The organism is Streptomyces sp. NPDC037100 (assembly GCF_055606225.1).
Window position 1 is genome coordinate 70,434 of sequence record NZ_JBVJSX010000013.1, and the last position, 19,535, is coordinate 89,968.

General features: G+C 72.6%; 14 protein-coding genes and 1 pseudogene. 7 read left to right on the forward strand and 8 right to left on the reverse strand.

Features of this window, described 5'->3' with window-relative positions; all coding sequences use genetic code 11:
• Nucleotides 1-149: 149 nt before the first annotated feature.
• Nucleotides 150-3,245 carry a glycoside hydrolase family 2 TIM barrel-domain containing protein gene (locus ACZ7EG_RS33550; RefSeq protein WP_471087387.1) on the reverse strand — a complete coding sequence of 1,032 codons (3,096 nt, stop codon included), beginning with the start codon at nucleotides 3,243-3,245 and terminating at the stop codon, nucleotides 150-152.
• Nucleotides 3,246-3,501: 256 nt separating this feature from the next.
• On the opposite strand from ACZ7EG_RS33550, the gene ACZ7EG_RS33555 reads away from it, so the two are divergent.
• Both ACZ7EG_RS33555 and ACZ7EG_RS33560 read left to right on the forward strand, forming a co-directional pair.
• Nucleotides 3,502-5,889, forward strand: a complete 2,388-nt coding sequence (locus tag ACZ7EG_RS33555; RefSeq protein ID WP_471087390.1) for a SpoIIE family protein phosphatase — start codon at nucleotides 3,502-3,504, stop codon at nucleotides 5,887-5,889.
• A gap of 417 nt (nucleotides 5,890-6,306) precedes the next feature.
• Complete coding sequence (locus ACZ7EG_RS33560; RefSeq protein WP_471087799.1) at nucleotides 6,307-7,566, forward strand: SLC13 family permease; 1,260 nt, start codon at nucleotides 6,307-6,309, stop codon at nucleotides 7,564-7,566.
• 12 nt (nucleotides 7,567-7,578) lie between these two features.
• On the opposite strand, the gene ACZ7EG_RS33565 is transcribed toward ACZ7EG_RS33560, so the two are convergent.
• Together ACZ7EG_RS33565 and ACZ7EG_RS33570 are read right to left on the reverse strand one after the other, a co-directional pair.
• On the reverse strand, nucleotides 7,579-10,167 hold the full coding sequence (locus tag ACZ7EG_RS33565; RefSeq protein WP_471087393.1) for a ricin-type beta-trefoil lectin domain protein: 2,589 nt from the start codon (nucleotides 10,165-10,167) through the stop codon (nucleotides 7,579-7,581).
• Between the two features lie 371 nt (nucleotides 10,168-10,538).
• Nucleotides 10,539-11,393 carry a helix-turn-helix domain-containing protein gene (locus tag ACZ7EG_RS33570; RefSeq protein ID WP_471087802.1) on the reverse strand — a complete coding sequence of 285 codons (855 nt, stop codon included), beginning with the start codon at nucleotides 11,391-11,393 and terminating at the stop codon, nucleotides 10,539-10,541.
• Nucleotides 11,394-11,684: 291 nt separating this feature from the next.
• On the opposite strand from ACZ7EG_RS33570, the gene ACZ7EG_RS33575 reads away from it, so the two are divergent.
• Nucleotides 11,685-12,527: a phytanoyl-CoA dioxygenase family protein gene (locus tag ACZ7EG_RS33575; protein WP_471087396.1), complete on the forward strand. Its 843-nt coding sequence runs from the start codon at nucleotides 11,685-11,687 to the stop codon at nucleotides 12,525-12,527.
• Nucleotides 12,528-12,544: 17 nt separating this feature from the next.
• Here ACZ7EG_RS33575 and ACZ7EG_RS33580 read toward each other — a convergent pair whose 3' ends face one another.
• Both ACZ7EG_RS33580 and ACZ7EG_RS33585 read right to left on the reverse strand, forming a co-directional pair.
• The gene (locus ACZ7EG_RS33580; RefSeq protein ID WP_471087399.1) at nucleotides 12,545-13,513 is read right to left on the reverse strand and encodes an aldo/keto reductase; all 969 of its coding nucleotides are present in this window, start codon (nucleotides 13,511-13,513) and stop codon (nucleotides 12,545-12,547) included.
• A gap of 117 nt (nucleotides 13,514-13,630) precedes the next feature.
• The gene (locus ACZ7EG_RS33585; protein ID WP_471087402.1) at nucleotides 13,631-14,167 is read right to left on the reverse strand and encodes a flavoprotein; all 537 of its coding nucleotides are present in this window, start codon (nucleotides 14,165-14,167) and stop codon (nucleotides 13,631-13,633) included.
• A gap of 67 nt (nucleotides 14,168-14,234) precedes the next feature.
• On the opposite strand from ACZ7EG_RS33585, the pseudogene ACZ7EG_RS33590 reads away from it, so the two are divergent.
• Nucleotides 14,235-14,336: pseudogene (locus ACZ7EG_RS33590) on the forward strand (TetR/AcrR family transcriptional regulator); the annotation flags it as partial.
• Nucleotides 14,337-14,356: 20 nt separating this feature from the next.
• Here ACZ7EG_RS33590 and ACZ7EG_RS33595 read toward each other — a convergent pair.
• Complete coding sequence (locus tag ACZ7EG_RS33595) at nucleotides 14,357-14,554, reverse strand: ferredoxin (RefSeq protein WP_471087405.1); 198 nt, start codon at nucleotides 14,552-14,554, stop codon at nucleotides 14,357-14,359.
• Nucleotides 14,555-14,566: 12 nt separating this feature from the next.
• Complete coding sequence (locus tag ACZ7EG_RS33600; protein WP_471087408.1) at nucleotides 14,567-15,763, reverse strand: cytochrome P450; 1,197 nt, start codon at nucleotides 15,761-15,763, stop codon at nucleotides 14,567-14,569.
• Nucleotides 15,764-16,110: 347 nt separating this feature from the next.
• On the opposite strand from ACZ7EG_RS33600, the gene ACZ7EG_RS33605 reads away from it, so the two are divergent.
• Nucleotides 16,111-16,743, forward strand: coding sequence for a LysE family transporter (locus ACZ7EG_RS33605; RefSeq protein WP_471087411.1), 633 nt, complete (start codon nucleotides 16,111-16,113; stop codon nucleotides 16,741-16,743).
• Between the two features lie 105 nt (nucleotides 16,744-16,848).
• A complete protein-coding gene (locus tag ACZ7EG_RS33610; RefSeq protein ID WP_471087414.1) occupies nucleotides 16,849-17,298 on the forward strand; it encodes a nitroreductase family deazaflavin-dependent oxidoreductase in 450 nt (149 codons plus the stop codon).
• Between the two features lie 127 nt (nucleotides 17,299-17,425).
• Here ACZ7EG_RS33610 and ACZ7EG_RS33615 read toward each other — a convergent pair whose 3' ends face one another.
• Complete coding sequence (locus ACZ7EG_RS33615) at nucleotides 17,426-18,346, reverse strand: cation diffusion facilitator family transporter (protein WP_471087805.1); 921 nt, start codon at nucleotides 18,344-18,346, stop codon at nucleotides 17,426-17,428.
• Nucleotides 18,347-18,485: 139 nt separating this feature from the next.
• Between ACZ7EG_RS33615 and ACZ7EG_RS33620 the strand changes: the two genes are divergently transcribed.
• A complete protein-coding gene (locus tag ACZ7EG_RS33620; RefSeq protein WP_471087417.1) occupies nucleotides 18,486-19,511 on the forward strand; it encodes a glutathione S-transferase family protein in 1,026 nt (341 codons plus the stop codon).
• Nucleotides 19,512-19,535: the final 24 nt, after the last annotated feature.

Here is a 19,535-nt window from a genome sequence, read left to right on the forward strand (position 1 = left end):
GGGCTCCTCCGGGAGGTGCGGGTGGCGCTCTGCGTGGGAGCGCTCCCAGATGCGGACGCAGGCCATGGTTGTGGCAGATGTGACGCCCCGTCAACGGTCCGGACAGGACTGGCTGTCCGCCGCCCGTCCGGACCGTGGCGCCCGGGGGTTCAGACGGGCGGGGCGTCCAGCCGGCTGATACGGATTGCTCCCCGGGGCTCACCGGGGTGGCGGCTGGTCAGGATGAGCCGGATCCGGGAGCCGCGGAGGGCCTTGAACGTGATCACGGTGGGGGTGCCGGAGGCGGCCGCCCAGCCGATCTCGGTGTCCCGCGCCGCCTGCCACGCGCGGCCGTCCCACACCGCCACCCCGATCGTCGCCGGCAGGCTGTGCATGGCGTCCACGGTGAAGGAGACGTCCACCCGGTCGAAGCCGCGGGTGCGCCCGTGGTCGACCGAGACCCAGTCCTCGGTCCGCGCGCCGTCGAAGGCCGGCAGCAGGGCCGTGGCCTGCTTGAAGAAGCCGTTGGACCAGCCGGTGGCCGGGTCGCCGTCGAGCATGGCGGCGGGGAGGGTGTCCGGGCGGCCGGAGTAGCTCGCGTCCGCGTGCGGGTGGCCGACGGGGGCCGGGTGCTCGGGCCGGAAGCCGGCCGGGGCCGTCTCGGCCCGGTCCTGCGCCCGGTTCGCCCGTACGGTCGCCGTGCCGGCGCGCAGTCCCCCGGCGCGAGCGGTCACCTTCACCTCGCCGGCCTTCGTACCGGACCGGACGATGGCGAGGGCCTTGCCGTGGAAAGCGGTCCGGGTGCTCGCCTGGTAGCGCTCGGCACTCTCCTGCCGGCCGTTGTCGAGTCCGGCGAGGGAGCCTCCCGTCACCGTGAAGGACAGCAGATGCTCCGCGTCGGGCACCACCACACCGTGCCGGTCGACGACCTCGGCGGTCACGAAGACCAGGGAACGACCGTCCGCGGCGACGGACTCGCGGTCCGCGGTGAGGCGTATCGCGTGCGGGGCTCCCGCGGTGCGCAGCACGTCGGTGGCGACCACCTTGCCGCCCCGCCGTGCGACGGCCTTCAGCTCACCCGGTTCGAAGGGAACCCGCCAGGTCAGGTGGAGTTTGCCGGCGCTGCCGTTCGGGCTGGTGTAGCTGCCGGGGTAGGGGCCGTCGGTGAAGGTCTTGTCGTCGCCGGTCGCCTCGGTCGTCTCCAGGTACGCGCGGCCGTCGACGGTCTTCTTCGTGTCGAACCGCCGTACGCCCAGGGACTTGTCGTTGAGGTACAGCTCGACGGTCTCGACGTTCGCGTACGCCCAGACCTCGACGGTGTCGCCCTGCGCGTGGTTCCAGGTCATCGGCAGCAGATGCACCATCGGCTCGCCGGTCCACTGGCTCCGGAAGAGGTAGTACATGTCCTTCGGGAAGCCCGCCGTGTCGACCGCGCCGAAGAAGGACGCCTTGACCGGGAAGACGTCGTAGGGCGTGGGTTCGCCGATGTAGTCGATGCCCGACCAGAGGAACTGCCCGGCGAACCACTTGCGGTCCCGGTCCTTCTTGTGGCCGTACTCGCCGCTCATGGTCCAGGAGGCGAGGTTGTTGTCGTAGGAGGAGGTCGCGCGTTTGCCCGGCGTGTGGTTCTCGCCGGTATTGAGGTGCTCCGGCTGCTGGTAGGCGCCGCGGGTGGAGGTCTCCGAGGAGGACTCGGACTCGAAGAGGAACAGGTGCGGGTAGGCCGCGTGCAGCTGGTCCACCGACTTGGCGGTGTTGTAGTTGAGGCCGAGGCCGTCCAGCTTGGCCAGCATCAGATCGGCCGCGGAGCCCTTGGCGGGCAGGCGGCGGTACTTGTCGGAGCCGATGACCAGCGGGCGGGTGTCGTCGGCGGCCCTGATCGCCCCGATGATCCGGTCGGCCATGGCGAGACCGGCGGTCGAGGTCGAGTCGGGGACCTCGTTGCCGATGGACCAGGCCAGCACGGCGGGCGAGTTGCGGGCCGCCAGCACCATCTCGGTCGCGTCCTTCTCGCACCACTCGTCGAAGAAACGGCCGTAGTCGTACCGGTTCTTTCCGGTCTGCCAGCAGTCGAACGCCTCCACCAGCAGGATGACGCCGAGCTCCTCGCAGACCTCGATCACCTCGGGCGCGGGCGGGTTGTGTGAGGTGCGCAGGGCGTTGACGCCCATGGAGCGCATGATCTCCAGCTGCCGGCGGACGGCGTCGATGCTGACGGCGGCGCCGAGTGCGCCCAGGTCGTGGTGGAGGTCGACGCCCTTGATCTTGTGGTGGGTGCCGTTGAGGGAGAAGCCCTCGTCCGGGTCGAAGCGGAAGGTGCGGAAGCCGAAGACCGTGCGGTAGGTGTCGGCGGTTCGGCCGCCGACGCGCAGTTCGGTGTGCAGGGTGTAGCGGTGCGGGGTCTCGAAGTCCCACAACTTCGGTCGCCGGACCGTGAGTTCGTGGGTCTCGGTGTGCTCGCCGGTGACGGCCGCGGTGGTGGAGGTACGGGCGACCGTCCGTCCCTTGCGGTCGACGATCCGGGAGACGACCTCGACGTCCGTTCCCTCGCCGGAGGCGTTCACGACGGAGGTGGCCACCCGTACGAGGGCACGTTCGGCGGAGATCTCGGGGGTGGTGACGCGGGTGCCCCAGCGGGCGACGTGCACCGGCTCGGTGATCACCAGGCGGGCCTCGCGGTAGATGCCGCTGCCCGAGTACCAGCGGCTGCTGGGGAGCCGGTTCCTGACCTCGACGGCGATCACGTTCTCGGTGGTGCCGTCGGTGTGCACCAGGTCGGTGAGGTCGAGGGCGAAGCCGGTGTAGCCGTAGGGGTGGCGGCCGGCCTCCGTCCCGTTGCAGTAGACGGTGGAGTCCATGTAGACACCGTCGAACTCCACCGAGACGCGCTTGCCCGCGAGCGTGGGCGGCAGGGTGAAGGCCAGGCGGTACCAGCCGAGGCCCCCGGGCAGGAAACCGGTGCCGCTGGTGGTGCCGTGCTCGGTGGTGGGGGTCTGCTCGATGCTCCAGTCGTGCGGGACGGTCGTCTCACGCCATCCGGAGTCGTCGTGGCCGGGAAGGTGGGCGTCGGCGTAGGCGCCGGTCGGGTCGGTGATGCCGCCCGGGTTCACCAGCGCGAAGCGCCAGCCGTCGCGCAGTGCGACGGTCCGGCGGCCGAGCGCGCCGCGGGCCTGCCCGGCGGCCCATGCCTCCGGGGCACCGAGCAACGCTCCGGCCGCGGGCGTGGCCGCGGAGGCGAACAGGACCGATCTGCGCGTGACCGACATGGAACTCTCCCTCACGAGGGCCCAGAAGTACTCACAACTGATCGCGAACAAACAGATTCTGTCGAGGCGTCATGCCCGGCCGTCAAGGGTGCGGCGGGGCCCTTCTGTCCCGGCGATCACTTCGGCCGGATGTGTGCCCCGGCCCCTGCCGGTGAGGCGGCACCGGGGTTACCGGTCCACGCCGGGCGCCTACGGACTACGCTGGAACTCAACTGACTTCCCTGTTCACTGTGAGTGTCCGTATGGAGTCGCGACGATGAGTCCGGACGAGGCGTTCGACGATGGCATGGCCGCCCGCGCCGTCATCGCCGTCGACGGCACGCTCACCGAGTGGAGCGAGGGCGCCCGCCGTCTGCTGGGTCATACGGCCGCCGAGGTCGTGGGCCGCCCGGCCGCCGCGCTGCTGGCCGACGGCGCGGACCCGCCGTCCGTGCCGGACGACTCCCGCTGGAGCGGCACACTCACCCTGCGCCACCGCGACGGCCACCCGGTGTCCCTGTGGGTGCTCGCCCACCGCAGACCGCCCGACGGGGCCGAGGCGACCGATTGGCTGGCGGTGTCCCCGCCGGAGGCCGCCGACCAGGGGCTTCCGGACGACCCACTGGTGCGCATGGCCCTGACGCAGTCGCCCTGCGCCACGATGATCTTCGACGAGCGGCTGCGGCTGCGCGGCGTCAACGAGGCGATGGCCGACCTTCTGGGACTGCCCGCCGGGCGGATGCTGGGCCTGAAGCCCACCGACATCGGCAGCCGGCCACCGAACGCCGAGCTCGAGGAGAATCTCCGCCGGGTGCTGGGCACCGGCCGGCGGCAGGACATGCAGACGTACATGAAGGCGACCGGCGAGAGCCGGGGGGCACACGCCTGGCTGGCCCGGATGGCACCGCTCACCGACGACACCGGCCGGGTACGCGGCGTGTGCGTGACGGCCCACGACTTCTCCGACCAGTACCGCTGGCGGGAACGGCTGCAGCTGGTCAACGAGGCGAGCGTGCGTATCGGCACCACCCTCGACGTCACCCGTACGGCCCAGGAACTGGCGGACGTGTGTGTGCCGGCGCTCGCCGACTTCGTCAGCGTCGACCTGCTCGACCCGCGAGAGCTCGCCGGCGAGTCCGCCGGGCCACCGGTCCCGCCGCTCAGTCTGCGCCGGTCCGCCCACCAGTCGGTCAACAACGGCAGCCCGGAGGCCGTCGCCAAGCCCGGGCAGGTGGACGTCTATCCGGAGAATTCCCCGCAGGCCGCCTCCCTGGTCGCGGGGCACACGGTCGTGGCCTCGGGCGCGTCGGGCGACCTCGAGCGGTGGCTGGCCTGGGACCCGATGCGTTTCCAGCGGATACAGGAGTACGGCATCCACTCCACGATGTCCGTCCCGCTCCAGGCCCGGGGCACGACCCTCGGCGTGGCGGTCTTCACCCGTTTCCGGCGCCCCGAGGCGTTCACCGACGACGACGTGCTGCTGGCGGAGGAGGTCACGGCCCGGGCCGCCGTCTGCATCGACAACGCGCGCCGCTACTCCCGTGAGCGCGAGACGACCCTCACGCTCCAGCGCAGCCTGCTGCCCCGGACCCTGCCGCGCACGGCGGCGGTGGAGGCGGCCTCCCGCTATCTGCCGGCCACCCGTTCCGGCGTGGGCGGCGACTGGTTCGACGTGATTCCGCTGTCGGGGATGCGGGTCGCCATGATCGTGGGCGACGTCGTCGGCCACGGCATCCAGGCCTCGGCCACCATGGGCCGGCTGCGCACCGCCGTCCGTACGCTCGCCGACATCGACCTGGCGCCCGACGAACTGCTCACGCACCTCGACGACCTCGTCGTCCGGCTGTCGGAGGAGTCCGGCGGGGACGGCGGCACCGGAGAGGTGGGCGCGACCTGCCTGTACGCGGTGTACGACCCGGTGTCGCGGCGCTGCACCCTGGCCCGGGCCGGGCACCCCCTGCCCCTGCTGGTGCCGCCGGGCGGCCCGGCGCACCAGCTCGATCTGCCCTCGGGGCCACCGCTGGGCGTCGGAGGGCTGCCGTTCGAGGCCGCCGAGGTGGAGCTGCGCGAGGGCAGCATCCTGGCCTTCCACACGGACGGGCTGCTCGTGAGCCGGGAGCGGGACGTCGACACGAGCGGCCGGATGCTCCGCGAGGCCCTGTCGGCTTCCTCCGACTCCCTGGACGAGGCCTGCGACCGCGTGCTGAACACCCTCCTCCCGCCGGGCGGCTCCAGCGACGACGTGGCCCTGCTGCTGGCCCGCACCCGCGGCCTGCCGTCCACCCAGGTCGCCACCTGGGACATCCCGGCCGACCCGGCACTGGTGGCCCCCATCCGCAAGCAGGTCGTCGACCAGCTGGAACGCTGGGGGCTGCTCGAAGCCACCTTCACCGCCGAGCTGGTGGTGAGCGAGCTGGTCACCAACGCCATCCGCTACGGCGCCCCGCCCATTCGGCTCCGGCTGATCCATGACACGGCCACGCTGATCTGCGAGGTGTCCGACACCAACCACACGGCACCGCACCTGCGCCGGGCGAAGACCTGGGACGAGGGCGGCCGCGGTCTGCTCCTGGTCGCCCAGCTCACCCAGCGGTGGGGCAGCAGGCACACAGGCGAGGGCAAGACGATCTGGGCGGAGCTGGCCCTGCTCGGCGACGAGCTCTGAGCGCACGCTCCCGAGCCCACGGACGATCCGGACACGACCGACCCCGCTCGACGCCGAGAACCGAGCGCACGCTCCCGAGCCCACGGACGATCCGGACACGACCGACCCCGCTCGACGCCGAGAACCGAGCGCACCATCACGAGCCCACAGACGATCCGGACACGACCGACCCGCTCCACGGCGAGAACCGAGCGCGTAATCCGCACCGGCAGGCGGGCGGCCGGGGTCGGCCCGCTCCAGCGAGAACCGAGCGCGTAATCCGCACCGGCAGGCGGGCGGCCGGGGTCGGGCGGTGGCTCCTGTCGGTCTTCGCGGCGGGCGGGCCACGGCCAGGGCGGCAGGCCCGCGAACGTATCTCTTACCAGCGCCTGGTTTCATAGGCGCGCACGACCAGATCACGCTCCGGAGGATCCCGCCCTGAACACCCCGCTCGCCGAAGTCCTGTCCGTGACGCTGCTGGTCGCCGTGCTCATCTGGGCCGTCGCCCGTCCGAAGGGCCTGCCCGAGGCCGTGCTGGCCGTGCCTGCCGCCGGACTCGCCATCGCCCTCGGGGTGATCTCGCCGGAGCACGCCTGGGAGGAGATCCAGCGGCTCGGGCCCGTGGTCGGCTTCCTCGCCGCCGTGCTGGTGCTCGCCCACTTCTGCGATGTCGAAGGGCTCTTCACCGCGTGCGGGGGGTGGATGGCCCGCTGGGCGGCGGGGCGCCCCACAAGGCTGCTGACCGCGGTGTTCGCGCTGGCGTCCGTCATCACGGCCGTCCTCAGTCTGGACGCCACGGTCGTCCTGCTGACTCCGGTGGTGCTCGCCACCGCCACCCGCATGGGCGTGCAGGCACGGCCGCACCTGTACGCGTGCGCTCACCTGTCGAACACCGCCTCGCTGCTGCTACCGGTCTCCAACCTGACCAATCTGCTGGCCTTCGCGGCGAGCGGGCTCAGCTTCACCCGCTTCGCGGCCCTCATGGCGCTGCCCTGGCTGGTCGCGATCGCCGCCGAGTACCTGGTGTTCCGGCTCTTCTTCGACGACGAGCTCAAGGCGCCCCTCCCCTCCCCCGACCCCGCCCCGCGTCCCGAACCGCTCCCGCTGTTCGCCCTCGTCACCGTCGGCTGCACGCTCGCCGGGTTCGTCGTTGCCTCCGCCGTGGGGATCGCGCCGGCATGGGCCGCGACGGCCGGTGCGCTGGTGCTGGCCGGGCGGGCGCTGGTGCGACGCCGGGCCACGCCGCTCACGGTGGTGCGGTCGGCGGCCCCGGCCTTCCTGGCGTTCGTGCTCGCGCTCGGCGTCGTCGTGCGCGCGGTCGTCGACCACGGGCTGGCCGAGGCGCTGCGGCGTGTCCTGCCCGACGGTTCGGGGCTGCTCACACTGCTGGGCGTGGCCGCGCTGGCCGCCGTCCTTGCGAACCTCATCAACAACCTGCCCGCGGTGCTGGTGCTGCTGCCCCTGACCGCCGGGTCCGGTCCCGGTGCCGTGCTGGCGGTGCTGCTCGGTGTGAACATCGGCCCCAACCTGACCTACGCCGGGTCGCTGGCGACCCTGCTGTGGCGGCGGATCGTCCAGCAGGACGGGCACCGGGTCGGGCTCGGCGAGTTCACACGGCTCGGGCTGCTCGCCGTACCGGCTGCGCTGGTGTCGGCCGTGGCCGCCCTGTGGCTGTCACTGACCGTCGTCGGCGCCTGAGCCCACGCCCGGTCAGCGGCGGCCGTCTCCGCCGTGGCCGTAGCCGTAGCCGGGATAACCGTACCCAGGGTTGCCGTACCGGCCGTCGGAGTCGCAGTAGTAGCCGTAGCGGTAGCAGGACGAGTCCGTGGCGGCCGATCTGCTCGGCGTCGGCTCCGGGGCCGAGGTGGCCGGGGGCGGGGTCGGGGTGGGCTCGGGTTTCTTCGACGGTGCGGGGGTCGGGGGCGGTGTGGGTGCCGAGCGGGCTGACGGAACGCCGGCGTTCCAGGTGACGGCCTTCATCTTGAGGTCGGCCTTGGAGGTGTCGATCACCCAGCGCTGGACCTCGTCGTCCGTCCGGGCCTTGAGGACCAGGGCTCCCGAGCCGTCGGTCGCGGCCGGGGCCAGGGCGAGGTCCTGGTCCCAGCGGGGCACCAGGGCGCCCTGCAGGGTGAAGTCGTAGCGGACGTACTTGGGGTCCGGCCGGGTCGCGCCGGCGCAGGGGGCCAGCCGGAGCGAGTAGCCGAGCTGCGAGTCCAGGCACAGGTCCGGCGCGGCGCCGTTGCGCAGCAGTCCGTCGGTCTCGTACGTCCACTGCTGGGCGGTGTCCGCGGAGCAGGTCGTCAGCTCGGCCTCCGCGCCCTCGACGGCCTTCTTGCCGTCGAGGCCGACGCACAGGTCCGAGGCGACGTTGTGCAGCCGGCCACGCAGAGCGCCCTGCCGTGCGTCGCCCGCGCCGGTCCGGGACGGGTCGGTGCTCCCTTCGCCGGCGTCCGGGTCGGGAGCCTCCCCGGCGGAGCGGTCCGCGCCGGCCGGTGCGCTGTCGCCGGAGTCGCCGGTGTACCACAGGACCAGCGGCAGGACGACGAGGCCGCCGACGGTCAGGATGCCCGCGGTGAGATTGCGCCGCCGGGCGACACGGCGGGCCGCCCGGTGGGCGGATCTGGCCGACCTTCGGGCGGCGGTTCGCGAGCCTTCGGGCCGGGGGGCCGGGGCGGCAGTCGGCAGGGAGCGGCCCGCGTCGGCCGGAGCCTGTGCCGTGTCCCCGGCCGGGTCGCCGCTCTCCGTCATGGGAACAGGCGGCGGTACGGCCGCCGGGCCGCCCGGCTCGGTGAACGACTCCCCGACCGCGCCGGCGAGGGCGACCGGGTCGGGGAAGACCTCACGCCCCTCCCCGGCCGGCCCGGGAAAAGCCTCACGCGCTGCGCGCGGCGGGGCGGGGAAGCCGTCACCCGCCGTGCCGGCCGGGCTGGAAGAGCCCTCGCCCGCCGCAGGGGCCGGACCCGGAAACACCTCGCGCGCCACACCCGGCGGAGCCGGGAAGGCCTCGGGCGCCGCGCCCGGCGCGGCCGGGAAGGCATCGCGCGCCCCGCCCGTCACCCCCGGGAGGCCCTCGCTCGCCTTGTCCGTCGGTCCCGGAAAGCCCTCGCGCGCCTGACCCGTCGGCCCCGGGAAGCCCCCACGTGCCTCACCCGCCGGACCCGGAAAGCCCCCGCGTGCCTCACCCGCCGGTCCCGGAAAACCCTTGCGCTCCTGACCCGTCCGCCCTGACAACCCTCCGCGCGCCTCACCCTTCGCCCCGGGGAAAGCCTCACGCGCCGCCCGGACCGGGTCCGGAATGATCTCGTAGGCCATACCGGCCGGCTCCGGGAAGACCTCGCGCGCCAAGGCCACCGGATCCGGGAACAGCTCGCGCGCCGCACTGGCCGGGGCCCCGGCGGCGGCCGCACCGGCCGCTCCCCCGGGCCGCTCACGCTCCGCGGCACGCCCGCCCCCGGCGCGGCCCCCCGACTCGCTGATCCGGCTCTCCGCATATCCCCGCCCGCCCCAGCCCAGCACCCCTTCCGACAGGGCGACGCCGAGGCCGTGGTTGAACTGGTCGAGCTGGTCCGCGGCGACGCTGCAGTGCCCGCAGCCCTCGATATGCGCGCGTAGATCGGGGTCGATGTCGAGCCCCCCACGCCGGTACGTCACGTCGAGCAGGCGCAGATAACGCCGGCACTCCTCGTCGGGGGCGAGTTCACGGTGGAGCTGGAGGCACTCCTCGCGGAGCCGGTCCCGGGCCCGGTCCAGTTCGACGCGCGCGCCCTCCTCGTCCAGGCCGAGCAACGCGGCCGGGGACGCGAGCGGTTCGGCCTCGACCTCGACGTGCCACAGCAGGCACCGGGCGGACTGGGGCAGCCGCTGGAAAGCCCCGGACAGCAGGCGCCGGTGCCGCGACGGCAGCAGACGGGAGGCGGGCCGCTCCCCCTCTCCGGTCCCGGCCAGCAGCTCCGGATGGAGCATGTCGCATCGGTGGTCGCCCGCCCACTCGGCCGCGATACGCCGCACCGTGACGAGCAGATGGGACCGCCACGCGGAGGTCGGGCCGTTCTGCCGGAGGGTCTCGCCGAAGAGCCGGGTGAAAGCCGCGGTGGTGAGCATGCCCGCGGAGCGCGGACCGTCGGTGCACAGCCGGGCGTAGGCGAAGGCCGCCTCCCAGTGCCGGTCCAGCAGTTCGCCGACGGGGTGGAGAGCGGGCGTCGCCCCGGTCCACTTCCTGAGCTCCGCGCTCAGTTGCTCGTCCGTCACGCCGAACCCGCCCGGCGAGGCCGGGGAATTCGACGGGCCTGCGTCTTTCACGGCTGCATTCCTCTCAAGGACATGCGGAGTAAAGTCCGTACCAAGGGGTATGCCGGCCGGCGGCCTCGCGCATACGAAGAAAAGGCGTGTGGGGGCACGCCGACAGGGCACACCTTTGCACAGGTCAGGGACAAGGAACAAGACATCGAGCGGTTTCGTGCATTGCGCGGACCGGCAGCGCCTTTTGACAAGAAGTCAGCCAGTGAAGCGAAAGGCATTTCCGTGCCGTCTGCCCCCTTTTTTACGACTTCCATTTACCCGCCCGGCCGGCCGCCGGGAAACCATTGAATCACCCCTGAGCAGCAGCTCACACGGTGGGCGGCGTTTCCGAGCCGGCCTTTCGAGGTCTGCGGCGAAACCAATAGCGGTGCTCAGCCGGGCGGACCACCGTGCGTCGTGCGGTACGCCCCGGGTGGCGCCCCGTAGCGCTGGTGAAAGGCGCGGTTGAAGTGGAAGGGGCTGACGAAACCCGAAGCCGCGGCGACGCGTTCCACGGGCAGGTCGGTGCTCTCCAGCAGCCGGGCGGCATGGCGCAGCCGCGCCTCGCGCAGGGCACGCATGGGCGAGCGGCCGAGCTGACTGCTGAACAGATGGGCGAAGCGGGACGGCGACAGGGCGACGCCCTCCGCGAGCGAGCGGACCGTGTGCGGGGCGCCCGGGTCGGCGTCGATCAGCTCCTGTGCGCGACGGATCCGTGCGTCGATGCCGGGCCGGGGGGCCGCCGGCCGGGCGCCGGCGGTGGTGAGGAGGACGATCTCCTCCAGTGCGCACAGGGCCAGTTCGCGGGCAGCGCTGCCGTGGGCCACGGCGACCTGCCCCTGCGGGGGCGGCCCGTCGGGCGGTGCTTCGGTGCCGGTCCAGCGGGCGTCGGCGTGCATCCGCCGGAACGCCGCCCCGACGCGGCCGTGCACCCCGGCCGGGGCGGAGGTGACCACGTACATCCCGTGACCTGTCTCGTACGGCCGCAGCCACGCGGTCCAGGACGGGCGGGCCTGGCAGTGCGCCCACCAGAACCGCCAGTGCCGGGCGCCGGGCTCGACGCCGTAGCCGTGCGGGACGCCCGGGGCGAGCACGACCAGTGCGCCCGCTCCGGCCGAGGTGTGCGCACCGCCCTGCCACAGCCGGCCCCGGCCTGCGGTGGTCCAGGTGAAGAGCCAGCTCGCGGATCCGTGCGGCCGGTTGACGCCGTACCCGGGCGGCTGGTCGAAGTGGCCCAGCACGACCAGCCCGGGCGGCGGTGCGGGATCCCCGGTGTTCCTGGTGTTCCCGCTGTTCCCGGTGTTCCCGGTGTTGCCCCTGTTCCCGGTGCCCTCGGCGTTCCCGGTCTCCCCGGTGCCCTCGGCGTTCCCGGTCTCCCCGGTCTCCCCGGCGCCCTCGGCGTTCCCGGTCTCCCCGGCCCTGCCGGTGTTTCCGGGCGCAGCAGTCCCGGGCAATCCGTCAGCACGCACGGGCATCCTCCTCGGTGGCCTGAAGTCCTAGCGTTTCCCACCGAGGGCACCCGACCGAGGAGTGGATTGATGACAGTCACGGGCAACGGCGCCGTCGGCGCCTCCATCCTGGACCGCGAAGGGCTTCGGCGGTACCGGGAGGGGTTCGAGGAGAACGGTTTCACGGTGGTGCGCAGGCTTTTCGGGGCCGACGAGATCGACCGGCTGTGCGCGGAGTTCGAGGCACTGCGGGCGGCCGGTCGAGTGCCCGGGCACTTCGAGCCGCGCGCGGTGGACGGGCCGGGTGTGGACCCCCTGCACGTGTGGCCCCGGGTGATGCACCCGCACGAGATCAACGACCTCGCGCGTGAGGTTCTGCTCGACGCCCGGCTGCGGACGGTTCTGGAGGTGCTGCTCGGGGAGGAGGTGCTGGCCGCGCAGAGCATGTTCTACTTCAAGCCGCCGGGGGCCCGGGGGCAGGCGCTGCACCAGGACAACTTCTACCTCCGGGTGGAGCCGGGCACGTGTGTGGCGGCGTGGGTGGCCTGCGATGTGATCGACCGGGAGAACGGCGGGCTGGAGGTCGTGCCCGGCACGCATCTCATGGACCTGTTCTGCCCGGAGCAGGCCGACGCGGACGTGTCCTTCGCCCGGGAGTACGTTCCGCCGCCGGCGGGGCTGACGCCGGTGCCGGTGGACATGGCGCCGGGGGACGTTCTGTTCTTCAACGGGAGCCTGGTGCACGGGTCGCAGCCGAACCGGGCGGCGGACCGGTTCCGGCGGTCGTTCATCGGGCACTACGTGGGCCGGTCGGCGGAGCGGATCGGGCGGTTCTACCGGACGCTGGCGATGAGCGGGTCGAGGGTGGAGCTGGCGGAGAGCGAGGGGGCGGGCCCCTGCGGAACGGAGTTCGCGCCGCAGGGGCCCCACTGACCTTCGGGACGTCGCGTTCAGTGCCCGGCGATGGGGTGGGGACCGTAAGGGCTCTGGAGTTCCTCCAGCTCCTTTTCGCTCAGCCGGATCTCCACCGCGGCCACCGCGTCCTGCAGATGCCCGGGCTTGGACGCGCCGACGATCGGGGCGGTCACCGTGGGCTGGTGGAGCAGCCAGGCGAGGGCGACCTGCGCACGGGGGACGCCCCGCGCGCCGGCGATGCGGGTGACCGCCTCGACGATGGTGCGGTCGCCCTCCTGGTACAGGGTGCCGCCGAAGGCGTCGGTGGCACTGCGCTCGGTCGTGGTGTCCCAGTCCCGGGTGAGACGGCCGCGGGCGAGCGGGCTCCAGGGCAGGACGCCCACCCCCTGGTCCGCGCACAGGGGGAGCATCTCGCGCTCCTCCTCGCGGTAGATCAGGTTGTAGTGGTTCTGCATGGAGACGAAGCGGGTCCAGCCGTTCAGCCGAGCTGTGTACTGGGCCTTGGAGAACTGCCAGGCGTACATCGAACTGGCTCCGATGTAGCGGACCTTGCCCGCCTTGACGACGTCGTGCAAGGCCTCCATCGTCTCCTCGACCGGAGTGTGCGGGTCGAAGCGGTGGATCTGGTAGAGGTCGACGTAGTCGGTGCCGAGCCGGGTGAGGCTCTGGTCGAGCTCGGTCATGATCGCCTTGCGGGACAGTCCGCCGCCGTTCGGCCCGGGCCGCATCCGGCCGTGCACCTTCGTCGCGAGGACGATCTCGTCGCGGCGGGCGAAGTCGCGCAGGGCCCGGCCGACGATCTCCTCGCTGGTGCCGTCGGAGTAGACGTTGGCCGTGTCGAAGAAGTTGATCCCCGCCTCGACCGCCTGCCGGATCAGCGGGCGCGAGGCCTCCTCGTCGAGGGTCCACTCGTGGCTGCCGCGGTCGGGCAGCCCGTAGGTCATGCACCCCAGACAGATCCGTGAGACGTCCAGGCCCGTCGAACCGAGCTTCACGTACTGCATCGTTGCTGCTCCTGCCTTCGGGAGGGTTCCACGGGGAGCGTACGTGTTCGTGTGCGCTCGAAGACGCGGCCGGGCGGGCCGCCTGACGGGTCGTCCGAGTGCGGCAGGGCCGGTCCGTCAGCGGCGTTCGACCAGGTCCAGGGCTCGCTTCCACCCGAACTCCGGCCGCCCGCCGTCCTCCCCCGGCTCTCCCGCGTACGGCTCTGCGAACCGCACGCCCATCCCCCGCAGCCGTTCGACGCTGTCCCGGTAGGCGGGGTGGGCGGCCAGGGCCGCCGCCACGCACGGCAGGACGGCGATCGGCACCCCGAGCCCCGCGACCTCGCACAGGGTGCCCAGGGCGAGGGTGTCGGCGATACCCGCCGCCCACTTGTTGACGGTGTTGAAGGTGGCGGGCGCGACCACCACGGCATCGGGCGCCGGGAACGGGCGCGGCTCGCCGGGCGTGCGCCAGGCGGAGCGTATGCGGCGGCCCGTCAGGGCCTCGACGGCGGCGACGTCGAAGAAGCCGTTCATGGCGACGGGCGTCGCGATGACGCCCACCTCCCAGTCCCGTTCCCGCGCGGCGGTGATCAGTTCACCGACGTCCGCGGCGATGCCGGCGGCGCAGACGACGACGTACAGGAAGGGTTTGCGGGTGGCCTGTTCGGTCATCCGGGAAACCCTAGCGACTCCCCGGGCTCACCGGACGGGGAAGGTGCCTCCGCGTTCCGACCCCGCCGGACAGTTGTTCTGGCCGGCCGAGGGTGCCATGGTCACGGCGGGCGTCACCAGGAGCGCCGAACCCGCGGCCGAGGCGCGCGAGGCGGCCCGGCGGCTCCTGAGGCCGGGTGAGATGCGGGGTCAGCTCACCGTCCGGGACACGGTGATGGCGCCGACCGGGCAGGCACGGGCCGCCTCCCGCAGCAGCGGGCCGCCGCTGTCCTCGCCGCCGGGCAGCAGGGTGCTGTAGCCCTCGTCGTCCTGGGTGAACACGGCCGGGGCGGTCAGGGCACACTGGCCCGCGCCGATGCAGACGTCCTTGTCGATGTCGATGTGCATGTGCGCAGGCCCTTACCAGGTCACGGGGAGTTCCAGCATCCCCTGGATCGTGTCGCCCGGCTTGAAGGGGATCTCCTCGGCCGGGGCGGCCAGGCGCAGGCCGGGCAGCCGGTCGAAGAGGCCGTGCAGAGCGATCTCCAGTTCGGCGCGGGCGAGGTTCTGGCCGAGGCACTGGTGGATACCGAAGCCGAACGCGACGTGATGACGGGCCGGGCGGCTCCAGTCCAGCGTGTCCGGCTCGGGGTAGACCGTCTCGTCGCGGTTGATGACGGAGGTCGCGAAGACCACGCCCTCGCCCTCGCGGATGGTCGTCCCCGCCACCTCGATGTCCTCGACGGCCAGGCGCAGCATGCCGTCCGCGATCGACAGCATGCGCATCAGCTCCTCGACCGCGGCCGGCAGCAGCCCCGGGTCCGCGCGCAGCTCGGCGAGCCGCTCGGGGTGCTGGAGCAGGGTGAAGGTGCCGAGCGAGATCATGTTCGCGGTCGTCTCGTGGCCCGCGACCAGCAGGATGAGGGCCATGGCGATCAGACCCTCGCGGTCGAGGTCGCCCTCGCGCAGCTGCCGGTGGACCAGGTCGTCGAGGAGGCCGGTGCCGCGGTCCTGCTGCTTGTGGTCGATCAGCTCGCCGAAGTACGTCTCCAGCCGCTCGCGGGCGTCGAGTACGTCGGCGGTCTCCGGGCCGCGCAGCAGCCGTCGCGACTGGGTCTCGAAGAAGTCGTGGTCGGTGTAGGGGACGCCGAGCAGGGCGCAGATCACCATGGACGGCACGGGCAGCGCGAAGGCGCTCACCAGATCCGCGGGCGGGCCCTGGGTGATCATCGCGTCGAGCCGTTCGTCCACGATCTGCTGGATGCGTGGCCGGAGTTCGACAGCCCGCTTGAGGGTGAAGTCCCCGACGACCATCCGCCGCTGGGCGCGGTGCTCGGGGTCGTCGACGCCCAGCAGGGCCGTTCTGCGGTTGCGGATCCCGGCGAAGCGCTCGGTGGGGGCGGGGAAGCCGGGCCGGTCGCGGTTGGACGACAGACGCGGGTCGGCCAGCAGGGCGCGGGCGGTTGCGTGCCCGCTGACGAGCCAGGCCTCGCGGCCGTCGAAGAGGGTGATCCGGGTCAGGGGGCGTTCGGTGCGCAGCGCGTCGTAGGCGGCGGGCGGGTGGTAGGGGCAGGTCCGGCTCTGGGGGAAGGCGACGGGTGCGGTCGTTTCCGTCATGAAGACCTCGCAGACGTGTAGTGCGTCGTGCCGATCTTCATTAGATGCCCCAGGCATCTATGGTGCGACGCGAACTTCGGCCAGATCGCCGACGCCGGCAACATGGCCGGGGAATGCCGTCCTCCCGTTCGAACGACGGGGGGCGGGAGGCCTGTGGTGGGGGGTCGCCGCCCTTGCCCGGGGCCCGACGGGGGTCGCCGCCGCGAAAACCGGTTGTCGGCACGGCGGGGCAGGCCGCAGGATCCGGCCATGCCTGCGTTCACTGTTCTCCTGCCGCTGTCCGCCGCCGCCACCGCGCGCCGACAGCAGCAGTCCGGCCGCCGCGGAGGACCGACGCCGCCCCGGTCATGACGGCCGCGCTGGTCGCGGGGCTGCTCGCCGGGTACGGCATCGCCGTACCCGTGGGCGCCGTCGGGACCTACCTCGTCTCCCTCACCGCCCGCACCACCTTGCGCACCGGTGTCTGCGCCGCGCTGGGCGTCGCCACCGCCGACGGGCTCTACGCCCTCGCGGCCACCCTCGGGGGCACGGCCCTGGCCTCCGCGCTGCGGCCCGTGCTCGGGCCGCTGCGCTGGGTGTGCGTGCTGGTGCTGCTCGCGCTGGCGGCATGGGGCGCCGTCACCGCGCTGCGCGAGTACCGCGGCCACCGGCTCGCGACCCGTACCGCTCCCGCTCCCCCGGGCCCCGCCCGGGCCTATCTGGGCCTGCTGGGCATCACCCTGCTGAACCCCACCACCGTCATCTACTTCGCGGCCCTCGTGCTCGGTTCCCAGGCCGCCGGACCGGCCGGCCCGCTGGAGCAGGGCGTGTTCGTGACGGCCGCGTTCGCCGCCTCCGCGAGCTGGCAGGTGCTGCTGGCCGGGAGCGGCGCCCTGCTGGGCCGCGCGCTGACCGGCCACCGGGGAAGGCTGGCGACGGCACTGGTCGCGAGCGGGGTGATGACGGCCCTGGCCGTGCGGATGGCGCTCGCGCCGGGGTGAGGGCCGTTTTCCGGCCCGATCCACCCCGGTGCGGATGATTCCCGGGGGCACGGGTGTTGAAGACGGGTGGCGATGAGCCGCGGACGAGACGATGGGACGGATGCCATGCCTCTGGAAGGCGAGTACGAACCCAGCCCGACGCAGTGGGTGCGCAAGCAGGTGGAGCTGTACGAAAGCTCCGGCGGTACGGAGGGGACGACGCTCCAGGGCTCGAAGATGCCGGTCGTCCTGCTGACCTCACGGGGTGCCAGGAGCGGGAAACTGCGCAAGACACCGGTGATGCGGGTGGAGCACGAGGGGCGCTACGCCGCGGTGGCCTCCCTCGGCGGGTCGCCCAAGCACCCCGTCTGGTACTTCAACATCCTGGCCCACCCGCACGTGGAGCTCCAGGACGGGCCGGTGAAGCAGGACATGACCGCCCGTGAGGTCACGGGCGAGGAGAAGGCGGTGTGGTGGGAGCGGGCCGTCGCGGCCTACCCGGCGTACGCCGACTACCAGAAGAAGACGGACCGTGAGATACCGGTCTTCGTCCTGGAGCCGGCCGAAGCGGGCTGACAGCGAGCCGGCTGCCCGGCGCGGACCGCCGACGGACCGTGCGGGCAGCCGGCGGACCGTGCGGACAGCCGGCGGAAAAATCTTCCGCCCCGCGTGTGTGAACCGGACTCGACGGGGCATGCGAGGTTCAGGCCCCGCCGCGCTCCCCCGTCGCGGCGGGGCTTTCCGCTGCCTCGCGGGCGGGACGGTCGGTCACGTCGAGGAAGATCTGGTCGGCCTCGGGCACCGTGCGGGCGATGGATCGCTTGATGCGCACGGCGACCTCCTCGACGCGTTCGCTGTCCAGGCCGGGCACCAGGTCGATGCGGGCGGCCACCAGGGCCGTGTCGAGTCCGGTCTTCATCGTGAACAACGCTTCCACGCTGTCGATCTCGGGCTGGGCTCGCAGCAGCGCGCAGATGCGCCCGCTGGACTCGGGGTCGGCCGCCTCGCCGATCAGCTGGTCACGGGCTTCGCGGCCCAGCCGAAAGGCCACATAGACCAGCAGCGCACCGATCGCGAGCGAGGCCGACGCCTCCCACACCGCCTGGCCGGTGACCATGTGCAGCGCCATGCCCACCATGGCCAGGGTGACGCCGAGCACGGCGGTGCCGTCCTCGGCGACGACCGTCCGCAGGGCCGGATCGCGCAGCCCGGAGCCCGCGCCGCCCTGCCGTCGTACCTGGTAGAGCGCCCGCACCAGCGAACCGCCCTCCGCGAGAAGGGCGACACCGAGCACGATCAGGCCGGCCACATAGCCGCTGAGCTCCTCCTCCGTTTCGCTCGTCAGGGCCTCGAAGCCCTGGAAGAACGAGAAGCAGCCGCCCATGACGAAGATCCCGACGGCCGCGAGGAGCGACCAGAAGAACCGCTCCTTGCCGTAGCCGAAGGGATGACGCCGGTCGGCGGGGCGGCGGCTGCGGCGCAGCGCCGCGAGCAGGAACACCTCGTTCATGCTGTCGGCCACCGAGTGGGCCGCTTCGGACAGCAGGGCCGGTGACCCCGCCGCCAGGCCGCCGATGGCCTTGGCCACGGCAATCACCAGATTGGCCGCGAGCGCCACCAGCACGGTGACGCGCGTCCTGTGATCACTTCCTTCATCAGTCACCCACGCCGATTGCCCCGGTCGGGTGTACTCACACCGTGCCGTCCACGGAAAACGGGGAACGCGTTCACCAGGGTCCACGTACGGCAAGGAGGTCACCCCCATGAGCCGCGACGACGGCGACGACGGCAACACCGGCTACGGAAGGAGGGCGTTCAAACGGTCCAAGGCCCACTTCGCGGACCGGATCACCGCGGACGGCCGGGACGGCTGGCCGGTGGAGGCCGGGCGCTACCGTCTGGTCGTCAGCCGTGCCTGCCCGTGGGCGAGCCGGTCCCTGGTCTCCCGGCGGCTGCTCGGCCTGGAGGACGCCCTGTCCCTGGCCGTCGCCGACCCCATCCAGGACGACCGCAGTTGGCGCTTCACGCTGGACGAGGACGGCCGTGACCCGGTCCTCGGCATCCGCTATCTCAGCGAGGCCTACGACCGCCGGGAGAGCGGCTATCCCGGCGGTGTGAGCGTGCCGGCGATCGTGGACGTGGCCAGCGGCAAGCTGGTGACCAACGACTACCAGCAGCTCACCCTCGACCTCGCGACCGAGTGGACGGCACTGCACCGGGAGGGCGCGCCCGACCTGTACCCGGACAAGCTGCGCGACGAGATCGACGAGGTGATGGCGGACGTCTACGAGGACGTCAACAACGGCGTCTACCGGGCGGGGTTCGCCACCGGGCAGGAGGAGTACGAGGCCGCCTGCGCCGGGGTGTTCCGGCGGCTGGAGCTGCTCGCGGAGCGGCTGGAGCGGCAGCGCTACCTCGTCGGCGACACGATCACCGAGGCGGACATCCGGTTGTTCACCACGCTGGTGCGTTTCGACGCGGTCTACCACGGCCACTTCAAGTGCAACCGCTGGAAGCTGACGGAGAACCAGGTGCTGTGGGGTTACGTCCGCGACCTGTACCAGACACCCGGTTTTGGAGACACCGTCGACTTCGACCACATCAAACGCCACTACTACCAGGTGCACACGGGCATCAACCCGACCCGCATCGTGCCGTTCGGCCCGGACCTGGCCGGCTGGCTCACCCCGCACCACCGTGAGGAGCTGGGTGGCAGGCCGTTCGGTGACGGCACACCGCCCGGGCCGGTCCGCGCCGGGGAACGGATCCCCGCGGCGCACACCCCCTGACCACATTCACCCCCCTCAGCAATC

What these genes read in the sequence shown, in the direction of transcription:
- ACZ7EG_RS33550 (WP_471087387.1), bottom strand. Translation starts at nt 3,245, where the DNA reads ATGTCGGTCACGCGCAGATCGGTCCTGTTCGCCTCCGCGGCCACGCCC.
- ACZ7EG_RS33555 (WP_471087390.1), top strand. Translation starts at nt 3,502, where the DNA reads ATGAGTCCGGACGAGGCGTTCGACGATGGCATGGCCGCCCGCGCCGTC.
- ACZ7EG_RS33575 (WP_471087396.1), top strand. Translation starts at nt 11,685, where the DNA reads ATGACAGTCACGGGCAACGGCGCCGTCGGCGCCTCCATCCTGGACCGC.
- ACZ7EG_RS33580 (WP_471087399.1), bottom strand. Translation starts at nt 13,513, where the DNA reads ATGCAGTACGTGAAGCTCGGTTCGACGGGCCTGGACGTCTCACGGATC.
- ACZ7EG_RS33585 (WP_471087402.1), bottom strand. Translation starts at nt 14,167, where the DNA reads ATGACCGAACAGGCCACCCGCAAACCCTTCCTGTACGTCGTCGTCTGC.
- ACZ7EG_RS33595 (WP_471087405.1), bottom strand. Translation starts at nt 14,554, where the DNA reads ATGCACATCGACATCGACAAGGACGTCTGCATCGGCGCGGGCCAGTGT.
- ACZ7EG_RS33600 (WP_471087408.1), bottom strand. Translation starts at nt 15,763, where the DNA reads ATGACGGAAACGACCGCACCCGTCGCCTTCCCCCAGAGCCGGACCTGC.
- ACZ7EG_RS33605 (WP_471087411.1), top strand. Translation starts at nt 16,111, where the DNA reads ATGACGGCCGCGCTGGTCGCGGGGCTGCTCGCCGGGTACGGCATCGCC.
- ACZ7EG_RS33610 (WP_471087414.1), top strand. Translation starts at nt 16,849, where the DNA reads ATGCCTCTGGAAGGCGAGTACGAACCCAGCCCGACGCAGTGGGTGCGC.
- ACZ7EG_RS33620 (WP_471087417.1), top strand. Translation starts at nt 18,486, where the DNA reads ATGAGCCGCGACGACGGCGACGACGGCAACACCGGCTACGGAAGGAGG.